Origin of the sequence: Amycolatopsis sp. NPDC058278 (assembly GCF_042881395.1) — a bacterium.
GTDB lineage: Bacteria > Actinomycetota > Actinomycetes > Mycobacteriales > Pseudonocardiaceae > Amycolatopsis.
The window spans coordinates 106,283-121,314 of sequence record NZ_JBHVXZ010000001.1 but is presented as its reverse complement, the minus strand read 5'-3'; the positions used below and the strand labels follow the sequence as shown (position 1 = coordinate 121,314).

Sequence of the window (15,032 nt, the reverse complement as noted above, 5' to 3'; positions counted from 1 at the left end):
CGGGATCGGCGAATTACTGTCGAAGACATGACCAAGCTGGGAAACACCGACCTCGACGTGTACGGGCTCAACCTCGGCGGCAACGTCTTCGGCTGGACGGCGGACGAACCGCAGTCCTTCGCCGTGCTCGACGCCTACACCGCGGCCGGCGGCAACTTCGTGGACACCGCCGACCTCTACGGCGGCGGGGGCGGCTCCGAGGAGATCCTCGGCAACTGGCTGGCCACGCGCGGCCACCGCGACGACATCGTCGTCGCGACCAAGGTCGGCATGTGGGACGGCCGGCCCGGCCTCTCCGCGAAGAACATCCAGGCCGCGGCCGAGGACTCGCTGCGCCGCCTCAAGACCGACCACATCGACCTCTACTACGCGCACCGGGACGACCCGGACACCCCGCTCGAAGAGACCCTGACGGCGTTCGACGCGCTGGTCCGCGCGGGCAAGGTCCGCTACCTCGGCGCGTCCAACTACAGCGCCGACCGGCTCGCCGAAGCACTGTCCGTTTCGGACCGGAATGGCCTCGCGCGGTACGCCGTGCTGCAGCCGCACTACAACCTCGTCGAGCGGGACTACGAACGCGACCTCGCCCCGCTCGTCGAGCGCGAAGGCCTCGCCACGCTGCCGTACTTCGCCCTCGCGAAGGGCTTCCTCACCGGCAAGTACCGCACGAAGGGCGACACCGTCGACAGCCCGCGCGCCGCCCGCGCTTCGTCCTACTTGGACGGTAATGGTGCGCGCGTACTGGTCGAGCTCGACGAAGTCGCCGAGGCGCACGGGGTTTCGGTCGCCACGGTGTCGCTCGCGTGGCTGCGGCAGCAGCCGACGGTCGCCGCGCCGATCGCCAGCGCCCGGACGCCCGAGCAGCTCACCGACCTGATCGCCTCGGTCTCCCTGGAGCTCACGGACGCGGAGCTCACCGCACTGGGCGAAGCCGGCCGCTGAACATACTCACGGGTAGCTTACTGCGGGTAAGTTGGGGTACGGTGCCCTCCGAGAGCGCCGATCGACGTCCAGGAGGGCACCGTGGCCAACCCGTTTTCGCTGCTGAGCGGCACCAAGAAGGTCGACGGCAAGGTCGTGCTGATCACCGGCGCCGCCCGCGGCATCGGCGCCGGGCTCGCCGAGCGGCTGGCCGCGCGTGGCGCCAAGGTCGCCCTCGTCGGCCTCGAAGCCGGCGAACAGAAGAAGGTCGCCGACCGGATCGGGCCGAACGCGCACGCCTGGGAAGCCGACGTCACCAGCTGGGACGCCCTCAACGACGCAGTCACCGGTGTCGTCGAGCACTTCGGCGGGATCGACATCGTCATCGCGAACGCCGGCATCGCGACCGCGGGCTTCGTCCGCTCGGTCGACCGGGCCGCGTTCGAGAAGGTCATCGAGGTCGACCTGCTCGGCGTCTGGCGGACGTTCCGCGTCACGCTCCCGCACGTCATCGAGCGCAAGGGCTACCTGCTGGCGATTTCGTCGCTCGCCGCGATCACGCACGCGCCGGGGATGGCCAACTACTCCGCCGCCAAGGCCGGCGTCGAAGCCTTCTCGAACAGCCTGCGCGCCGAGGTCGCCCACCTGGGCGTCAAGGTCGGCGTCGCGCACCCCACGTGGATCCGCACCGACCTCGTCGAGAGCGCCGACGCGCACCCGGTGTTCGGCAAGCTCCGCGCGTCGATGCCCGGCCTGATCGGCAAGACGTACCCGCTGGACGTGGCCCTGGACGACCTCGAAGCGGGCATCCTCAAGCGCGCCCGGACCATCCACGTGCCGCGGTGGGTCGGCGGCCTCAAGCTGTTCCGCGCGTTCCTCCCGCCGATCGTCGAGATCGGCTCGCGCAGCCGGGTACCTTCGGCGGACAAGGCCGCGCTGGCCGACATCGAGGCGCGCGGCGCGTTCGAGTCGGCGGTCACCGGCCACGGCGGGCGGGCCGCCACCAAGGGGTGAAGATGTCCCGTCGCGACCAGATCAGGATGACCGAGGACGAGGTCCGCGCCTACCTCGCGGAGCAGAAGGTCATCAACGTCGCCAGCATCGGCCCGAACGGCCGCCCGCACCTCGCGCCGCTCTGGTACTTCCCGCACGAAGACGGCGTCGCGACCTGGACGTACGGCACGTCGCAGAAGGCGAAGAACTTCCGGCGGCTGCCGGAGGCGACCGTGCTCGTCGAGGACGGCGACAGCTACGAGAAGCTGCGTGGCGTCTCGTTCGAGGCCGACGTCGAGATCGTCGAGGACACCGCCGAGGTCACCCGGATGGGGACGGCTCTCATGCAGCGGTACTCGGGAGCCAAGCAAGGTGACCCCGCGTCGGCCGAGCTGCAGGCCTTCATCGCCGGTCAGGCCACCAAACGCGTCGGGCTGGTCTTCCGCCCGACCAAGGTGGTCAGCTGGAACCACGGCAAGCTCGGCGGAACGTACTGATCAGTAGCAGGTACTTCCAAGTAACTGTTACCTGAGGTAACGTCATCCGGGCAGGATCCCCGACGCAGCGGAGGCCGACAGATGACCGAGCGGTTCAAGGTCGTGATCGTGGGCACCGGGTTCTCCGGGCTCGGCCAGGCGATCCAGCTCGAGAAGGCCGGCATCCGGGACTACGTGATCCTGGAGAAGGCCGCCGAGGTGGGCGGCACCTGGCGGGACAACTCCTACCCCGGCTGCGCCTGCGACGTGCAGTCGCACATGTACTCGTTCTCGTACGAGCAGAACCCCGGCTGGTCGCGGTCGTTCTCGCCGCAGCCGGAGATCTTCGACTACCTCAAGGGCGTCGCGGACAAGTACCGGCTGCGCGAGAAGATCCGCTTCGGCGTCGAGCTCACCGGCGCCCACTGGGACGAGCGGGAACGCCGCTGGACGGCGACGACCAGGGACGGCCGCGAGTTCGTCGCGCAGTTCCTCGTCTCCGGCGTCGGCGGCCTGCACATCCCGCAGATCCCCGACCTGCCCGGGATCGCGGAGTTCAAGGGCCAGACCTGGCACTCCGCGCGCTGGAACCACGAATACGACCTGCGCGGCAAGAAGGTCGCCGTGGTCGGCACGGGCGCCAGCGCCGTCCAGTTCGTCCCGAAGATCGCCCCCGACGTCGCCGAGCTGACGCTGTTCCAGCGGACGCCGCCGTGGATCATGCCCAAGCCCGACCACGCCATGCCGTCGTGGGTGCGGACGCTGTTCAAGCGCGTGCCCGGCACTCAGCGCCTCTACCGCAACGCGCTGTATTGGCTGCTCGAAGCGCGGGCCATCGGCTTCAACGGCCACCCGGCGATCATGAAGGCCGGCGAGCTGATCGCGAAGCGGAACATCGCGAAGGGCATCAAGGACCGCGCGCTGCGCAAGAAGGTCACACCGGACTACACGATGGGCTGCAAGCGCGTCCTGATCTCCAACGACTACTACCCGGCGCTGGCCCGCCCGAACGTCGACGTGAACACGGCCGGGATCAAGGAGGTCAAGGCGCACTCGATCGTCGACTCCGCCGGGGTCGAGCACGAGGTCGACGCGATCGTCTACGGCACCGGTTTCAAGGTGACCGACGCGCTGGAGTACCTCGACATCACCGGCGTCGACGGCCGCAACCTCGCCAAGGAGTGGGCGGCCGAGGGCATGCGGACCCACAAGGGCATCACCGTGTCCGGCTACCCGAACCTGTTCTTCCTGCTCGGCCCGAACACCGCGCTCGGCCACAACTCCGTCGTGTTCATGATCGAGTCGCAGTCGCGGTACGTCGTCGACGCCATCAAGCTCGCCGACTCCCGCGGCGCCGCCGCCCTCGACGTCCGGCCGGGCGTGCAGGACGAGTTCCAGCGGGAGATCCAGGACAAGCTGGTCAAGGGCGTCTGGACGCAGGGCGGCTGCAAGAGCTGGTACCTCGACGCCCAGGGCGTGAACCGGACGATCTGGCCGGGCTTCACCTGGCGCTACTGGCTGGAGACGCGCAAGGTCGACCCGGCCGACTACGAGCTGTCCGGCCGGGCGTCGTGACGTCCGGCTGTGCGCACCGTGGACCGGAACCTTTCGCTGATCGTCGAAACGATCCGCCCCGAAGCCGACCGCGTCGTGAGCCTGCGACCTGCGCGGCACCACGTGCTCGGCCTATGACGGCAGCCAGGCGCCGATCACCGGCTTGAACTCACGGACGGACCGCTGCGCGACGACTCCTTCCAGGAAGTACGGGTCCCGGTCGAGCGTCTCCTTCAGGTGCGCCTCGTCGTCGGCCTGGTACAGGGTGATGCCGCCGGTGCCGTCGCCGAGCGGCCCGGCGATCGCGACTCGGCCCTCTTCGGCCAGCTTGGTCAGGAACTCGCGGTGGCGCGGCCGGACCTCCAGCAGCTTCTCCTGGACGTAGGTGATTTCGACGAGGAACCAGGCCATGTGGATCTCCGGGGTGGGCGCGGGCGGGTCGGCCCCGACGCTACCCGTGTCACGGTTCTGTACCAGCATCCGATCTGTGGCACCGGCATCTGAACCCGATAGGCTGGGCGTGCGTCAGTACCTGTGTGAGCGCTGTGAATACCGTGAACCTGCTGACGCGGCACACCGTGCAAACCGGGGTCGAGAACAGGCAGGGGTTCATGCTCGAGGGCAATGCGGAACGCAGCGTCGAGGCGACCCTCGGCCACCTGCGGGTCATGGACGGTCCGGCCCCGGCGCAGGCGCCGACACCGCTGACCCTCGAAGACCTCTACCGCCAGCACCGCATGCGGCTGGTCCGGCTGGCGATTCTGCTGGTGGACGAGCCCGCGACGGCGGAAGACGTGGTGCAGGAGGCCTTCACCGGCCTGCACCGCAACTGGGGCAGGCTCCGGGACGCCGCGGCCGCGGTCGGCTACCTGCGGACCGCGGTGGTCAACGGGTCGCGCAGCGTGCTGCGCCGCCGCAAGACGGCCCGCGAGTACGTGCCGCCGCACGCGGTGAACGCGCGCTCCGCGGAGAGCCTCGCGATGCTCTCCAGCGAGCACCAGGCCGTGGTCAGCGCGCTGTCGAAGCTGCCGCCCCGCCAGCGCGAAGTGCTGGTGCTGCGGTACTACGGCGGGCTGAGCGAGGCCGAGATCTCTGAGGCCGCAGGCATCTCCAAGGGTACCGTTAAATCGACCGCCAGCCGGGCGCTCGAGGCGCTCCAGAAGGCCATGCAAGCCCCACAGTGACCCGGGTGGACCATTCCGATCACTGAGTCGTATCACCATGCTTGGTCCAGACCAATATATGCTGGGGTGCGTGAGAGGCGCCGGAGATTTCGTGATCATGGGCGGCCGGGTCGCCGCCCCGGACCGTTTACTCGACGACGGCTGGGTGGCCGTGTCCGACGGGCGGATCGCCGGTGTGGGTTCCGGGACCCCGCCGTCCGGCGAGCACGTGGACGTCGGTGGGGCGCTGGTCGTGCCCGGGTTCGTCGACACCCACTGCCACGGCGGGGGAGGTGCTTCGTTCACCTCCCTCGATCCCGAGGAACTGCTGACGGCGGTGCGAGCGCACCGCCGTCACGGCACCACGACCATGCTCGCCAGCCTGGTCTCGGACCCGGTGGACATCCTGCGTGAGCAGGTCGCGGCGCTGCGTGAGCTCGCCCAGGACGGCGAGGTCGCGGGCATCCACCTGGAGGGGCCGTTCATCTCGAAGGCCCGCTGCGGCGCGCACGACCCGGAGACGCTGCTCGAACCGGACACCGGCACGGTCGAGAAGCTCCTGCGCGCGGGCCAGGGCGCGATCCGGATGGTGACCATCGCCCCCGAGCTGCACGGCGGCGTGAAGGCCGTCCGCCAGCTGGCCGAGTCCGGCGTGATCGCCGCCATCGGGCACACCGACGGCGTCGAGGAGCAGCTGCTGCCGGCGATCGACGCGGGTGCGACGGTGGCGACCCACCTGTTCAACGGCATGCGGCCGCTGCACCACCGCGAACCCGGCCCGGTCGGCGCGCTACTGGACGACGAGCGCATCACGATCGAGCTGATCTGCGACCTGGTCCACCTCCACCCGACGGTGGTCCGCCTGGCGGCCAAGCACGCGGGCCGCAACCGGACGGTCCTCATCACGGACGCGATGTCGGCCACCGACGCCGCGGACGGCCGCTACACGCTGGGCCGCCTCGAGGTCGACGTCCACGACGGCGTCGCCACCCTCGCCGACAACGGTTCGCTGGCCGGCAGCACCCTGACGATGGACACCGCCTTCCGCAATCTGGTCCGGGGTGCGAAACTCGGCATCCTCGACGCGGTGCACGCGACGTCGCAGCGGCCCGCGGAGCTGCTCGGCATCGCGGACCGGACCGGGATGCTGTGCTCCGGTTACCAGGCCGACATCGTGGTCCTCGACCAGGACCTGCGGCCCGCGAAGGTGTTGCGCCGGGGAGAATGGGTCGCCGAGGTGGGTACGGCTACCTTGAGTACGTAGGTGTTGCGAGCGGACGGGCGGAGATGAGCGAGCCGAAGGACCCCGAGCAGCTGCTGGCGGACGCCCTTCGCGCGCAAGCCGTCTTCGCACCGCAGGTGTCGCCACCGCCCCCCAAGGCGTCCGACACGTCTTCGTCGGCACCGGCCGCGCCGGCGTCTTCGGCGTCTGCAGCGTCTTCGACGACCGGAGCGCGCGGGGCCGAGCCGGCCACCGACGCGGTCCCGACCAGCGCGATCAACGAGCTGCCGTCGGCGTACGGGCTGCTCTCGGGGGCGAGCGCGGACTCACTGGAGCGCGAGCGCGCGGCCCTGGAAGCGGAGGCGCCGACGACGTTCGCCCCGCGTCCGCCGGAGCCGGAACCGGTGCGGACGTCGGCGCAGCTGCCCGCGTACTGGATCTTGTTGCTGGCGGTGCTGCTGGGGCTCGCCGCGGGGTCCGTGGTCGGCCTGCTCACGCTGGTCTGACGGGTCTCAGTAGCGACTCAGGGTGACCCTGTACCGTTTTTGAGGTGATTCTCGCCCAGAGCACGGTCAACACGATGTCGCTGCTGCCGTCATGGCTGGACCCGCAGCACCTGCTGAGCGGTCTGACGACACCGGTCATCGCGGTGCTGTGCCTGATCATCTTCATCGAGAGCAGCATCTTCCCGGTCCTGCCGGGTGATTCGCTGCTGTTCACGGCCGGCCTGTTCATCGCGAACGGAACGCTGAACGCCCCGTTGTGGCTGGTCTGCGTCCTGGTGACGGCGGCGGCCCTGCTCGGCAACGTGACCGGTTACTACATCGGCTACTTCGCCGGCCCGAAGCTGTTCAACCGCCCGGACTCGAAGTTCTTCAAGCGCGAGTACGTGGACAAGACACACGAGTTCCTGGAGAAGCACGGCCCCAAGGCGGTCGTGCTGGCCCGGTTCGTCCCGTTCGTCCGCACGTTCATCACGTGGATCGCGGGCATCGGCCGCATGGACCCGAAGCGCTACTTCACGTACACGGTGCTCGGCGGCATCCTGTGGGCCGCGGGCATCACGATCCTGGGTTCGCTGCTGGGCAACATCGGGTTCATCCGGGACAACGTCGACGCGATCTTCGTGCTGATCGTGCTGGTGTCGGTGGTGCCGATCGCGCTGGAGTACCTGAAGTCGCGGCGCGAGAAGAAGGCGGTCGCGGAGACCGACCCCGAGGTCACGCAGCGGATCCCGCGCATCAAGGACTGAGCACCCGGCTCAGGTCATCGAGAACATCGAGCCCGGGTTGAACAGGTTCTCCGGGTCCAGCGCCCGCTTGATCTGCTGGTGCACCCGCAGCCCCACCGGCCCGATCTCGCGGGCCAGCCACTCGCGCTTGATCTTCCCGATCCCGTGCTCGCCGGTCACCGTCCCGCCGAGCGAGAGCCCCACCTCGAGGATCTCGTCGAAGGCGCGCTGGGCCCGCTCGAACTCGTCCGGGTCGTCCGGCTGGTACACGATCGTCGGGTGCATGTTGCCGTCGCCGGCGTGGCCGACCACCGCGATGCGCAGCCCCACCTCGGAACTGATCTTCTCGCACCCGCGGATCAGCTCCGCGATCCGCGTCCGCGGCACGCAGACGTCGTCGGTCAGCCACAGCCCGTACGTCTCCAACGCCGTCAGCACCACCCGGCGGGCGTGCAGGAGCATCCGCCCCTCCTCCAGGTCCTCCGTCGTGTACGCCAGGTCCGCACCGCAGTCCAGGCAGATCTGCTCCAGCGCCGCCAGCTCGCGGCGGGCCACCTCGCCACCCGCGTCCGACTGCCCCAGCAGCAGGGCCTGGCAGTCCGACCCCGCACCCAGGTCCGTCTTCAGGTACGCCTCCGACGCCTTGATCGACGACGCGTCCATGATCTCCAGCAACGACGGCACCAGACCTTCGCGCACGACCCGGGCGACGGCCTCCCCCGCCGCTTCGGTCGTGCTGAAGCCCGCGACCAGCGTCGCCGGGGCTTGGGGCAGCGGCTTGAGCTGGACCGTGGCCTGCGTGATCACGCCGAGCGTGCCCTCGCTGCCCACGAACAGCCGCGCCAGGTCGTAGCCCGCGACGCCCTTCACCGTGCGGCGGCCGGTCTTCAGCAGCGATCCGTCGGCCAGGACGACCTCCAGGCCGAGCACCGAGTCCGTCGTCACGCCGTACTTCACGCAGCAGAGGCCGCCGGCGTTGGTCGACAGGTTGCCGCCGATCGTGCACCAGTCGTAGCTGGACGGGTCCGGTGGGTAGAACAGCCCGTGCTTCTCGACGGCGTTGCGGAAGTCCAGGTTGACCACGCCCGGCTGCACCACCGCCAGCCGGTTGCCCGCGTCGATCTCGACGATCTCGTTCAGCTTGGTCAGCGACAGCGTGACGCAGCCGTCGATGGCGTTCGCCGCGCCGGACAGGCCGCTGCCCGCCCCGCGCGGCACGATCGGCACCTTGGCCTCGGCGCACGCCTTGACGACGGCCTGCACCTCCGCGGCGTTCGCGGGCAGGACGACGGCGAGCGGCGTGCCCGAGGGCGCCAGCGGCATCATGTCGCGCGCGTAGGAGGCGGTCACGTCGGAGTCGGTGAGCACGGCGCCCTTGCCGAGCAGGTCCCGGAGCCGGGTGACCAAAGCTTCGTTGCTCATGGCCTCATCGTAAGCCCGGACAGTCCGCAGTGCGGAAATCTTCTTTCGAAACCAGCCGCAACGGAGCAGTGGGTCAGCGGACCAGGCCCAGCAGCTTCTCGATGTGAACGGTCAGCAGCACCCGCTGGTCGGTGACCATGGCCGCGCGGTACTCCGCCCAGTCCGGGTGCTCGCCCGCCGCGCGCCGGTAGTAGTCGACCAGCGCTTCCACCGTGTCGTCGTCGGGTGCGGCGGCCGGCGCCGTGAGCGAAGCGCGCCCCTCGGCGACGACGTAGCTCCAGCCGTCCTCGCTGCTCACGTGGAACGTCACCCGCGGGTCCCGGCGCATGTTCTTCGTCTTCGCCCGGGTCTCGGTGATCGACGCGATCAACGTCGCCGATCCCGGGTCGTGGAGGTAGGTGATCGTGGACAGCTGCGGCCGGCCGTCGCGGCGGATCGTGGCGAGGACGCCGTGGCGGCGGGCGGCGAGGAAGTCCTTCAACGCTGTGTCGTCGGTCATACCGTTCTCAACCCGCCGGGGACGCCGTTGTTCCGGCGGCAACCCGGGAGAAATGTGCTTGCATACGACAACTAAAGTGTGTTCTGCCACATCACGAGGTACTCCGCTTGCATAACCGCTAGTGAAGGCACATCCTTGCCTGAGGCAACTAGTTGCAGCCGCCAACCAACGCCTTGAAGGATCACCATGGCACCGAACACCACCCGGCCCACGGCCGAGCTGGACCTCGCCGACCAGCTCGGGCACGAGCTCGTCCGCCTGGTCCGGCTGATCAACAAGGCGAAGACGCAGGTCTCCAAACAGGGGCCGGACGGCATCGAGCGGGCGGCGTACGCGATCCTCTTCACCCTCATCCACGAAGGCCCGCAGCGCACCAGCAGGCTGGCCGAGTCGCTCCACTCCGAGATCTCCACGATCAGCAGGCAGTCGAGTTCGCTCGTGCAGCACGGCCTGGTCGAGCGCCAAGCCGATCCCGAAGACGGGCGGGCGTGCCTCCTCGCGCCGACGGCCGAGGGCATGCGGGTGTTCGAAGAGAACCGCAAGCAGCGCAACAAGTGGCTGGCCGAAGTGCTCGGGGACTGGACCGACGGGGACATCCAGACCTTGAACCGCCTCTTCGGCCGGCTCAACACAGGTATCGAGAACCACTCTCCACAGCTGGCCGACGCGCAAGCGTCCGCCGGTGCACCGGCCAAGGGGGCCAACGCATGAGCGAGCTTGCGAGCGAATCATTGAACACTGCGCCGTCCGCTCAGGACGCACCGAGCGTCAGCGAGGTGTGCGCATGAGCACCACCGTCGAACAACCAGTCGTGGCGAAGGAACCACCACGGCTGAGCCACCGCCAGATCGTCACGATCCTGAGCGGCCTGATGTGCGGCATGTTCCTGGCCGCGCTGGACCAGACGATCGTCGGCACGTCGATCGTCAAGATCGCCAACGACCTGCACGGCTTCGACCTGCAGGCCTGGGCGACCACGGCGTACCTGATCACCTCGACGATCGTCACGCCGATCTACGGCAAGCTGTCGGACATCTACGGCCGCAAGCCGTTCTACCTGGCCGCGATCACGATCTTCGTCGCCGGTTCGCTGGCCTCGGCCTTCGCGCAGTCGATGTACCAGCTGGCCGCGTTCCGCGCGGTGCAGGGCCTCGGCGCCGGCGGCCTGATGTCGCTGGCCATGACGATCCTCGGCGACATCGTGCCGCCACGGGAACGGGCCAAATACCAGGGTTACATCCTCGCGGTGTTCGGCCTGTCCACCGTGCTGGGACCGGTGCTGGGCGGTTTCTTCGCCGGCATCGAGCACGCCGGCAGCATCTTCGGCTACGACATCCACGGCTGGCGCTGGGTCTTCCTGATCAACGTCCCGATCGGCATCGCCGCGCTGTTCGTCGTCGCCCGCGTGCTGAACGTGCCGCACATCCCGCAGAAGCACAAGATCGACTGGTGGGGCGCCCTCGCTCTGGTCGTCGCGGTCGTGCCGTTCCTGATCGTCGCCGAGCAGGGCCAGAAGTGGGGCTGGGGCGACGGCAAGTCGATCCTTTGCTACGTCGTCGGCGGCGTCGGCGTGATCGCGTTCATCGCGGTCGAACGGTGGATGCAGGACGCCGCGCTGATCCCGCTGCGGCTGTTCAAGAACTCGACGTTCACCGTGGCGATCATCGGCGGTGTCATCGTCGGTGTCGCGATGTTCGGTGCGATCACGATGATCCCGCAGTTCCTGCAGGTCGTGCAGGGCAAGACGCCGACCGAGTCCGGTCTGCTGATGCTGCCGCTGATGGCGGGCATCATGGCCGCTTCGATCGTGTCCGGCCGGCTCACCGGGAAGACCGGGCGCTACAAGATCTTCCCGATCATCGGCACCGTCCTGATCGCCGCCGGCGCCTTCTTCTTCGCGCAGGTCGACTACGACTCGCCGCTGTGGCACCCGCTGGTCGCGGCCGCCATCATCGGCCTCGGCCTCGGCCAGTGCATGCAGACGCTGATCATCGCGGTGCAGAACGCGGGCCCGCGCAGCGACATGGGCGTCTCGACCGCGGCGGCGACGTTCTTCCGCCAGATCGGTGGTACCGCCGGTGTCGCGATCTTCCTGACGGTCCTGTTCAACACCCTGCGGCCCAACATCACCAAGGCGTTCGGCGGGCAGCTGCCGCCCGGCGCCGGCGCGAGCGTCGGCAACCTGTCCGAGAACACCAGCGTGATCCAGACCCTGCCGGACGCGATCAAGACGCCGATCCTGGTCGGCTTCACCGACTCGATCACCACGGTGTTCTACATCGCCGGTGCGGTGGCCCTGCTGGCCACGGTGGTCCTCCTGTTCATGAAGGAGATCCCGCTGACCAACGCGGCCCCGGCCGCGGCGGCGATGGAGGGCGGCGAGGCGCTGCTCGACGAGCACGCCGACGAGCCGACCGAGATCGTCGAGCCGGTGCGCCCGGTCGACCGCGAGCCCGCGCTCGTGGGTGGCGGCAAGCACGCGCTGAGCACCAACGGGCACGGCGACTACCAGGCCGTCTCGGGTGCGCTGCCGATCACGAACTCCGTCGGCCAGGCCGAGCTCGACGTCCCCGTCGGCGCGGGTGGCGTGCCGGTGACCGGCCACATCCGGCGCCAGGACGGCACCCACGTGGCGGGCGCGGCGCTGACCCTGATCGACCAGCGCGGCCGCCAGGTCGCGCGGGCCACCGGCGCCGCCGACGGCAGCTACTCGGTGCCCAGCCAGGGGCCGGGCGCGTACGTGCTCATCGTGTCCGCGCACGGCCACCAGCCGCAGGCCTCCAGCGTCGTGATCAGCAACGGGCCGGCGACGGTCGACGTCACGCTCACCGGGTCCGGCGAGCTGACCGGCACCGTGCGGGCGGCCGCGACCGGCCAGCCGCTGCCGAACGTGACGGTGACGCTGACCGACGGCCGCGGCGAGGTGAACGGCGCGTTCATCACGACCGCGGACGGCACCTACGCCTTCGTCGGGGTCGGCGCCGGGGCCTACACCCTGGTCGCCAGCGGCGCGGGCTACCGGCCCGTCGCGCTGACGCTCACCGTGCCCGACAGCGGCGTTCTGCGCCACGACGTCGAGCTCGCCAGCTCGGTGCTGCTCAGCGGCACCGCGCGGACCGAGGGCGACCGGATCGTGCCGGACGCGCGGATCACCGTGCTCGACGCCGAAGGCAACGTGGCGGCGGTCGCGCGGACGGACGGCGAAGGCCGGTACGTGGTCAGCGATCTGCCCGCGGGCGCGTACACCGTGGTCGCGAGCGGCTACCCGCCGGCGACCAGCCAGGTGGAGCTGACCGGCGGCGAGGCGGGCCACGACGTCCGGCTGAGCTACGACCAGGCCCTCGACGAGCTGGTCGACCGCTCATGACCGGCTTACGCGCGACTTTCCGCACGGCCGAGGGCTGGGCGGTGGAGCACGCGGTGCTCACCGTCACCGACCCGGCCGGGCGGCAGGTCGCCCGGCAGGCGGCCGACGTCCGCGGCGAAGTCGTCACCGACGCGCTCGCGCCGGGTGTCTACACCGCCGTCGTCACCGCGGCCGGGTACACCCCGGTCGCGCGGACGGCCCAGATTGCCTCGGACGGCAGCGGCTCGCTCGGCGACGTCGTGCTGGCCCCGGTCGCCGAGGCGATCGAGCTGCCGCCCGCCGGGCCGTGGGTGATCGACCCGATGCACTCGTCGGTGGTCGCGACCGCGCGGCACCTGGGCATCGCGAGCATCAAGGCGCGGTTCCCGGACGTCTCGGGCCGGATCGAGATCGGCCGCCCGGCCGAGCGGTCGTCGGTGCACGCCGAGATCAAGGCGGCGAGCATCGACACGAACATCCGGATGCGGGACGACCACCTGCGCTCGCCGGACTTCCTGGACGTCGACGTGCACCCGGTGATCACGTTCACCAGTACGGGGCTGCGGCAGCGCGGCGCGGACTCGTGGACGCTGCTGGGCGAGCTGACGCTGCACGGCGAGCGCCGCGAGATCGAGCTCGAGCTGACCTACGGCGGCTGGGGCCCGGACCCGTGGGGTGGCGTGCGCGTCGCGTTCCACGCCGAGACGACGCTGCACCGGAACGACTTCGCGATCAACTACAGCGCGATGGTCCGCGCCGGCGTCGCGGCGGTCGGCACGACGGTGAAGATCGAGCTGGACGTCGAAGCGGTGCAGGGCGAGACCCTGCCGCAGTTCTGAAGTCACGCTCTTCCGGAGGCCCTCTCACCGCTGGTGAGGGGGCTTTCACCGTTGGTGAGAGCCGAATCTCCGGGCGAGCTCGATTTGCCCGTTCGCCGTGGCCCGTTCACCGGAGCCACGTAGGCTCGCGGTGTGAACGTCGTGAGCATCGAGGCCGCGGGCGTCGGCGTGAGCTGGCTGGACACCGCCGGGCCGCTGCTCGTCTGGGTGATCGTGCTGAGCTTCGTGCTGGTCGAATGCGCGCTGATCGTCGGGCTGTTCCTGCCCGGCGACTCGCTCCTGTTCGGGGCGGGCGTGGTGCTCGCGCAGCACGGTTCGGACGCCAACGCGTGGTTCCTGTCGGGCGCCGCGCTGATCGTCGCCGTCCTCGGCAACCAGATCGGCTACTACATCGGCCGCAAGGGCGGGACAAAGCTGATCGCCCGCCGCGACGGCAAGGTGCTGAACCGCCACAACCTCGAGCGCGCGCAACGGTTCCTGGACCGCCGGGGCTTCTTCGCGATCGTCGCGGCCCGCTGGATCCCGTGGATCCGGACGCTGGCCCCGCTGATCGCGGGCGCCGCCCGGATGGACCAGCGCCGGTTCCTGGTGGCGACGACGTTCGGCGGCCTGCTCTGGGTGCCGACGCTGGTGCTGCTCGGCTACTACGGTGCCGGCCTGCTGGACGCGCTGCCCTGGCTGAAGACGGCGGCGCTGTGGATCAGCATCGCGTTCTTCGTGTTCGGCACCGGGTACGGCGTGCTGCGCTACCGCCAGGAGATGCGCCGCCCGGTGGACGCGCCGGACGACAGCAACGCCCGCGCCTGAGCAGTCTTGCGGGGGTCCGGGTGGCGGAGCCCCCGGCCCGGGGCGAAGCCCCGGATATCACAGCCCTCAGAGCTGCGGGTCGGTCCAGATTTCGAGCTGGATGCCGTCGGGATCGCGGAACACGATCACCCGTGAGCCTTCGAAGGTGCGCGACGGCGCAACCGGCGTGTACGAGACGCCGAACTCCTGCAGCCGGCTCTCCCATTCGGCCAGCTCGGCGGCCGAGTGCACCCGGAAGGCGACGTGGTCCAGGCCCGTCCGGCGCTCGTCGAACCCGCGCCGCCCGGTGTCCGCGTGCTGCACCAGGACCACGGCGAATTCGTCCCCGGCGGACCGCAGCACGACCTTGCGCAGTCCCGTGTCCGGCTCTTCGCGCCGGGTGACCTCCTCGAGGTCGAGGACGCGCACGTACCACGGCACGCTGCGATCCACGTCGGTCACGGTGAGCGCGAGGTGGTGCACGGACATGAGTTTGGCCATGACTTCCGAAGCCGTCCTTTCTCGTGGCGGCTCCCCAGAGTTGCACAGCGTTCGATCGCCGAAACCGAGGTGACCAAGT

The 15,032-nt window shown here is 69.8% G+C and carries 16 protein-coding genes; 12 read left to right on the top strand and 4 right to left on the bottom strand.

Features of this window, described 5'->3' with window-relative positions; all coding sequences use genetic code 11:
• Positions 1-27: 27 nt before the first annotated feature.
• From ACFVYA_RS00610 to ACFVYA_RS00595, 4 genes are all read left to right on the top strand, one after another.
• Entirely contained in the window at positions 28-942 is a 915-nt protein-coding gene (locus tag ACFVYA_RS00610) for an aldo/keto reductase (protein WP_387040731.1), read from the top strand.
• A gap of 81 nt (positions 943-1,023) precedes the next feature.
• Entirely contained in the window at positions 1,024-1,935 is a 912-nt protein-coding gene (locus ACFVYA_RS00605) for an SDR family oxidoreductase (protein ID WP_387040728.1), read from the top strand.
• A gap of 2 nt (positions 1,936-1,937) precedes the next feature.
• Positions 1,938-2,411, top strand: a complete 474-nt coding sequence (locus tag ACFVYA_RS00600) for a pyridoxamine 5'-phosphate oxidase family protein (protein WP_285987284.1) — start codon at positions 1,938-1,940, stop codon at positions 2,409-2,411.
• An 81-nt stretch (positions 2,412-2,492) separates the two neighbouring features.
• On the top strand, positions 2,493-3,965 hold the full coding sequence (locus ACFVYA_RS00595; protein ID WP_387040725.1) for a flavin-containing monooxygenase: 1,473 nt from the start codon (positions 2,493-2,495) through the stop codon (positions 3,963-3,965).
• Positions 3,966-4,076: 111 nt separating this feature from the next.
• On the opposite strand, the gene ACFVYA_RS00590 is transcribed toward ACFVYA_RS00595, so the two are convergent.
• Positions 4,077-4,355 (bottom strand): YciI family protein, encoded by a 279-nt coding sequence (locus tag ACFVYA_RS00590; protein WP_285987286.1) that lies wholly within the window; start codon positions 4,353-4,355, stop codon positions 4,077-4,079.
• 200 nt (positions 4,356-4,555) lie between these two features.
• On the opposite strand from ACFVYA_RS00590, the gene ACFVYA_RS00585 reads away from it, so the two are divergent.
• From ACFVYA_RS00585 to ACFVYA_RS00570, 4 genes are all read left to right on the top strand, one after another.
• Entirely contained in the window at positions 4,556-5,128 is a 573-nt protein-coding gene (locus tag ACFVYA_RS00585; protein ID WP_199191266.1) for an RNA polymerase sigma factor, read from the top strand.
• A 91-nt stretch (positions 5,129-5,219) separates the two neighbouring features.
• Entirely contained in the window at positions 5,220-6,371 is a 1,152-nt protein-coding gene (nagA, locus tag ACFVYA_RS00580) for an N-acetylglucosamine-6-phosphate deacetylase (RefSeq protein WP_285994019.1), read from the top strand.
• 23 nt (positions 6,372-6,394) lie between these two features.
• Positions 6,395-6,835 (top strand): hypothetical protein, encoded by a 441-nt coding sequence (locus ACFVYA_RS00575; protein ID WP_387040722.1) that lies wholly within the window; start codon positions 6,395-6,397, stop codon positions 6,833-6,835.
• 44 nt (positions 6,836-6,879) lie between these two features.
• The gene (locus tag ACFVYA_RS00570) at positions 6,880-7,581 is read left to right on the top strand and encodes a DedA family protein (protein WP_387040719.1); all 702 of its coding nucleotides are present in this window, start codon (positions 6,880-6,882) and stop codon (positions 7,579-7,581) included.
• A gap of 9 nt (positions 7,582-7,590) precedes the next feature.
• Here the strand turns inward: ACFVYA_RS00570 and ACFVYA_RS00565 are convergent, their stop codons facing one another.
• The gene (locus ACFVYA_RS00565) at positions 7,591-8,982 is read right to left on the bottom strand and encodes an FAD-binding oxidoreductase (RefSeq protein ID WP_387040717.1); all 1,392 of its coding nucleotides are present in this window, start codon (positions 8,980-8,982) and stop codon (positions 7,591-7,593) included.
• Positions 8,983-9,055: 73 nt separating this feature from the next.
• Positions 9,056-9,481 carry a PPOX class F420-dependent oxidoreductase gene (locus ACFVYA_RS00560; RefSeq protein ID WP_387040715.1) on the bottom strand — a complete coding sequence of 142 codons (426 nt, stop codon included), beginning with the start codon at positions 9,479-9,481 and terminating at the stop codon, positions 9,056-9,058.
• A gap of 186 nt (positions 9,482-9,667) precedes the next feature.
• Here ACFVYA_RS00560 and ACFVYA_RS00555 point away from each other — a divergent pair, with 186 nt between their 5' ends.
• From ACFVYA_RS00555 to ACFVYA_RS00540, 4 genes are all read left to right on the top strand, one after another.
• Positions 9,668-10,192: a MarR family winged helix-turn-helix transcriptional regulator gene (locus tag ACFVYA_RS00555; protein ID WP_285987291.1), complete on the top strand. Its 525-nt coding sequence runs from the start codon at positions 9,668-9,670 to the stop codon at positions 10,190-10,192.
• A 73-nt stretch (positions 10,193-10,265) separates the two neighbouring features.
• A complete protein-coding gene (locus ACFVYA_RS00550) occupies positions 10,266-12,848 on the top strand; it encodes an MFS transporter (protein WP_387040711.1) in 2,583 nt (860 codons plus the stop codon).
• Positions 12,845-13,666 (top strand): YceI family protein, encoded by an 822-nt coding sequence (locus ACFVYA_RS00545; protein ID WP_387040709.1) that lies wholly within the window; start codon positions 12,845-12,847, stop codon positions 13,664-13,666. The genes ACFVYA_RS00550 and ACFVYA_RS00545 overlap by 4 nt, the downstream gene beginning before the upstream one ends.
• Positions 13,667-13,798: 132 nt before the next feature.
• Complete coding sequence (locus tag ACFVYA_RS00540) at positions 13,799-14,473, top strand: DedA family protein (protein WP_387040707.1); 675 nt, start codon at positions 13,799-13,801, stop codon at positions 14,471-14,473.
• A gap of 66 nt (positions 14,474-14,539) precedes the next feature.
• On the opposite strand, the gene ACFVYA_RS00535 is transcribed toward ACFVYA_RS00540, so the two are convergent.
• Entirely contained in the window at positions 14,540-14,953 is a 414-nt protein-coding gene (locus tag ACFVYA_RS00535; RefSeq protein WP_285987295.1) for a VOC family protein, read from the bottom strand.
• Between the last annotated feature and the right edge of the window lie 79 nt (positions 14,954-15,032).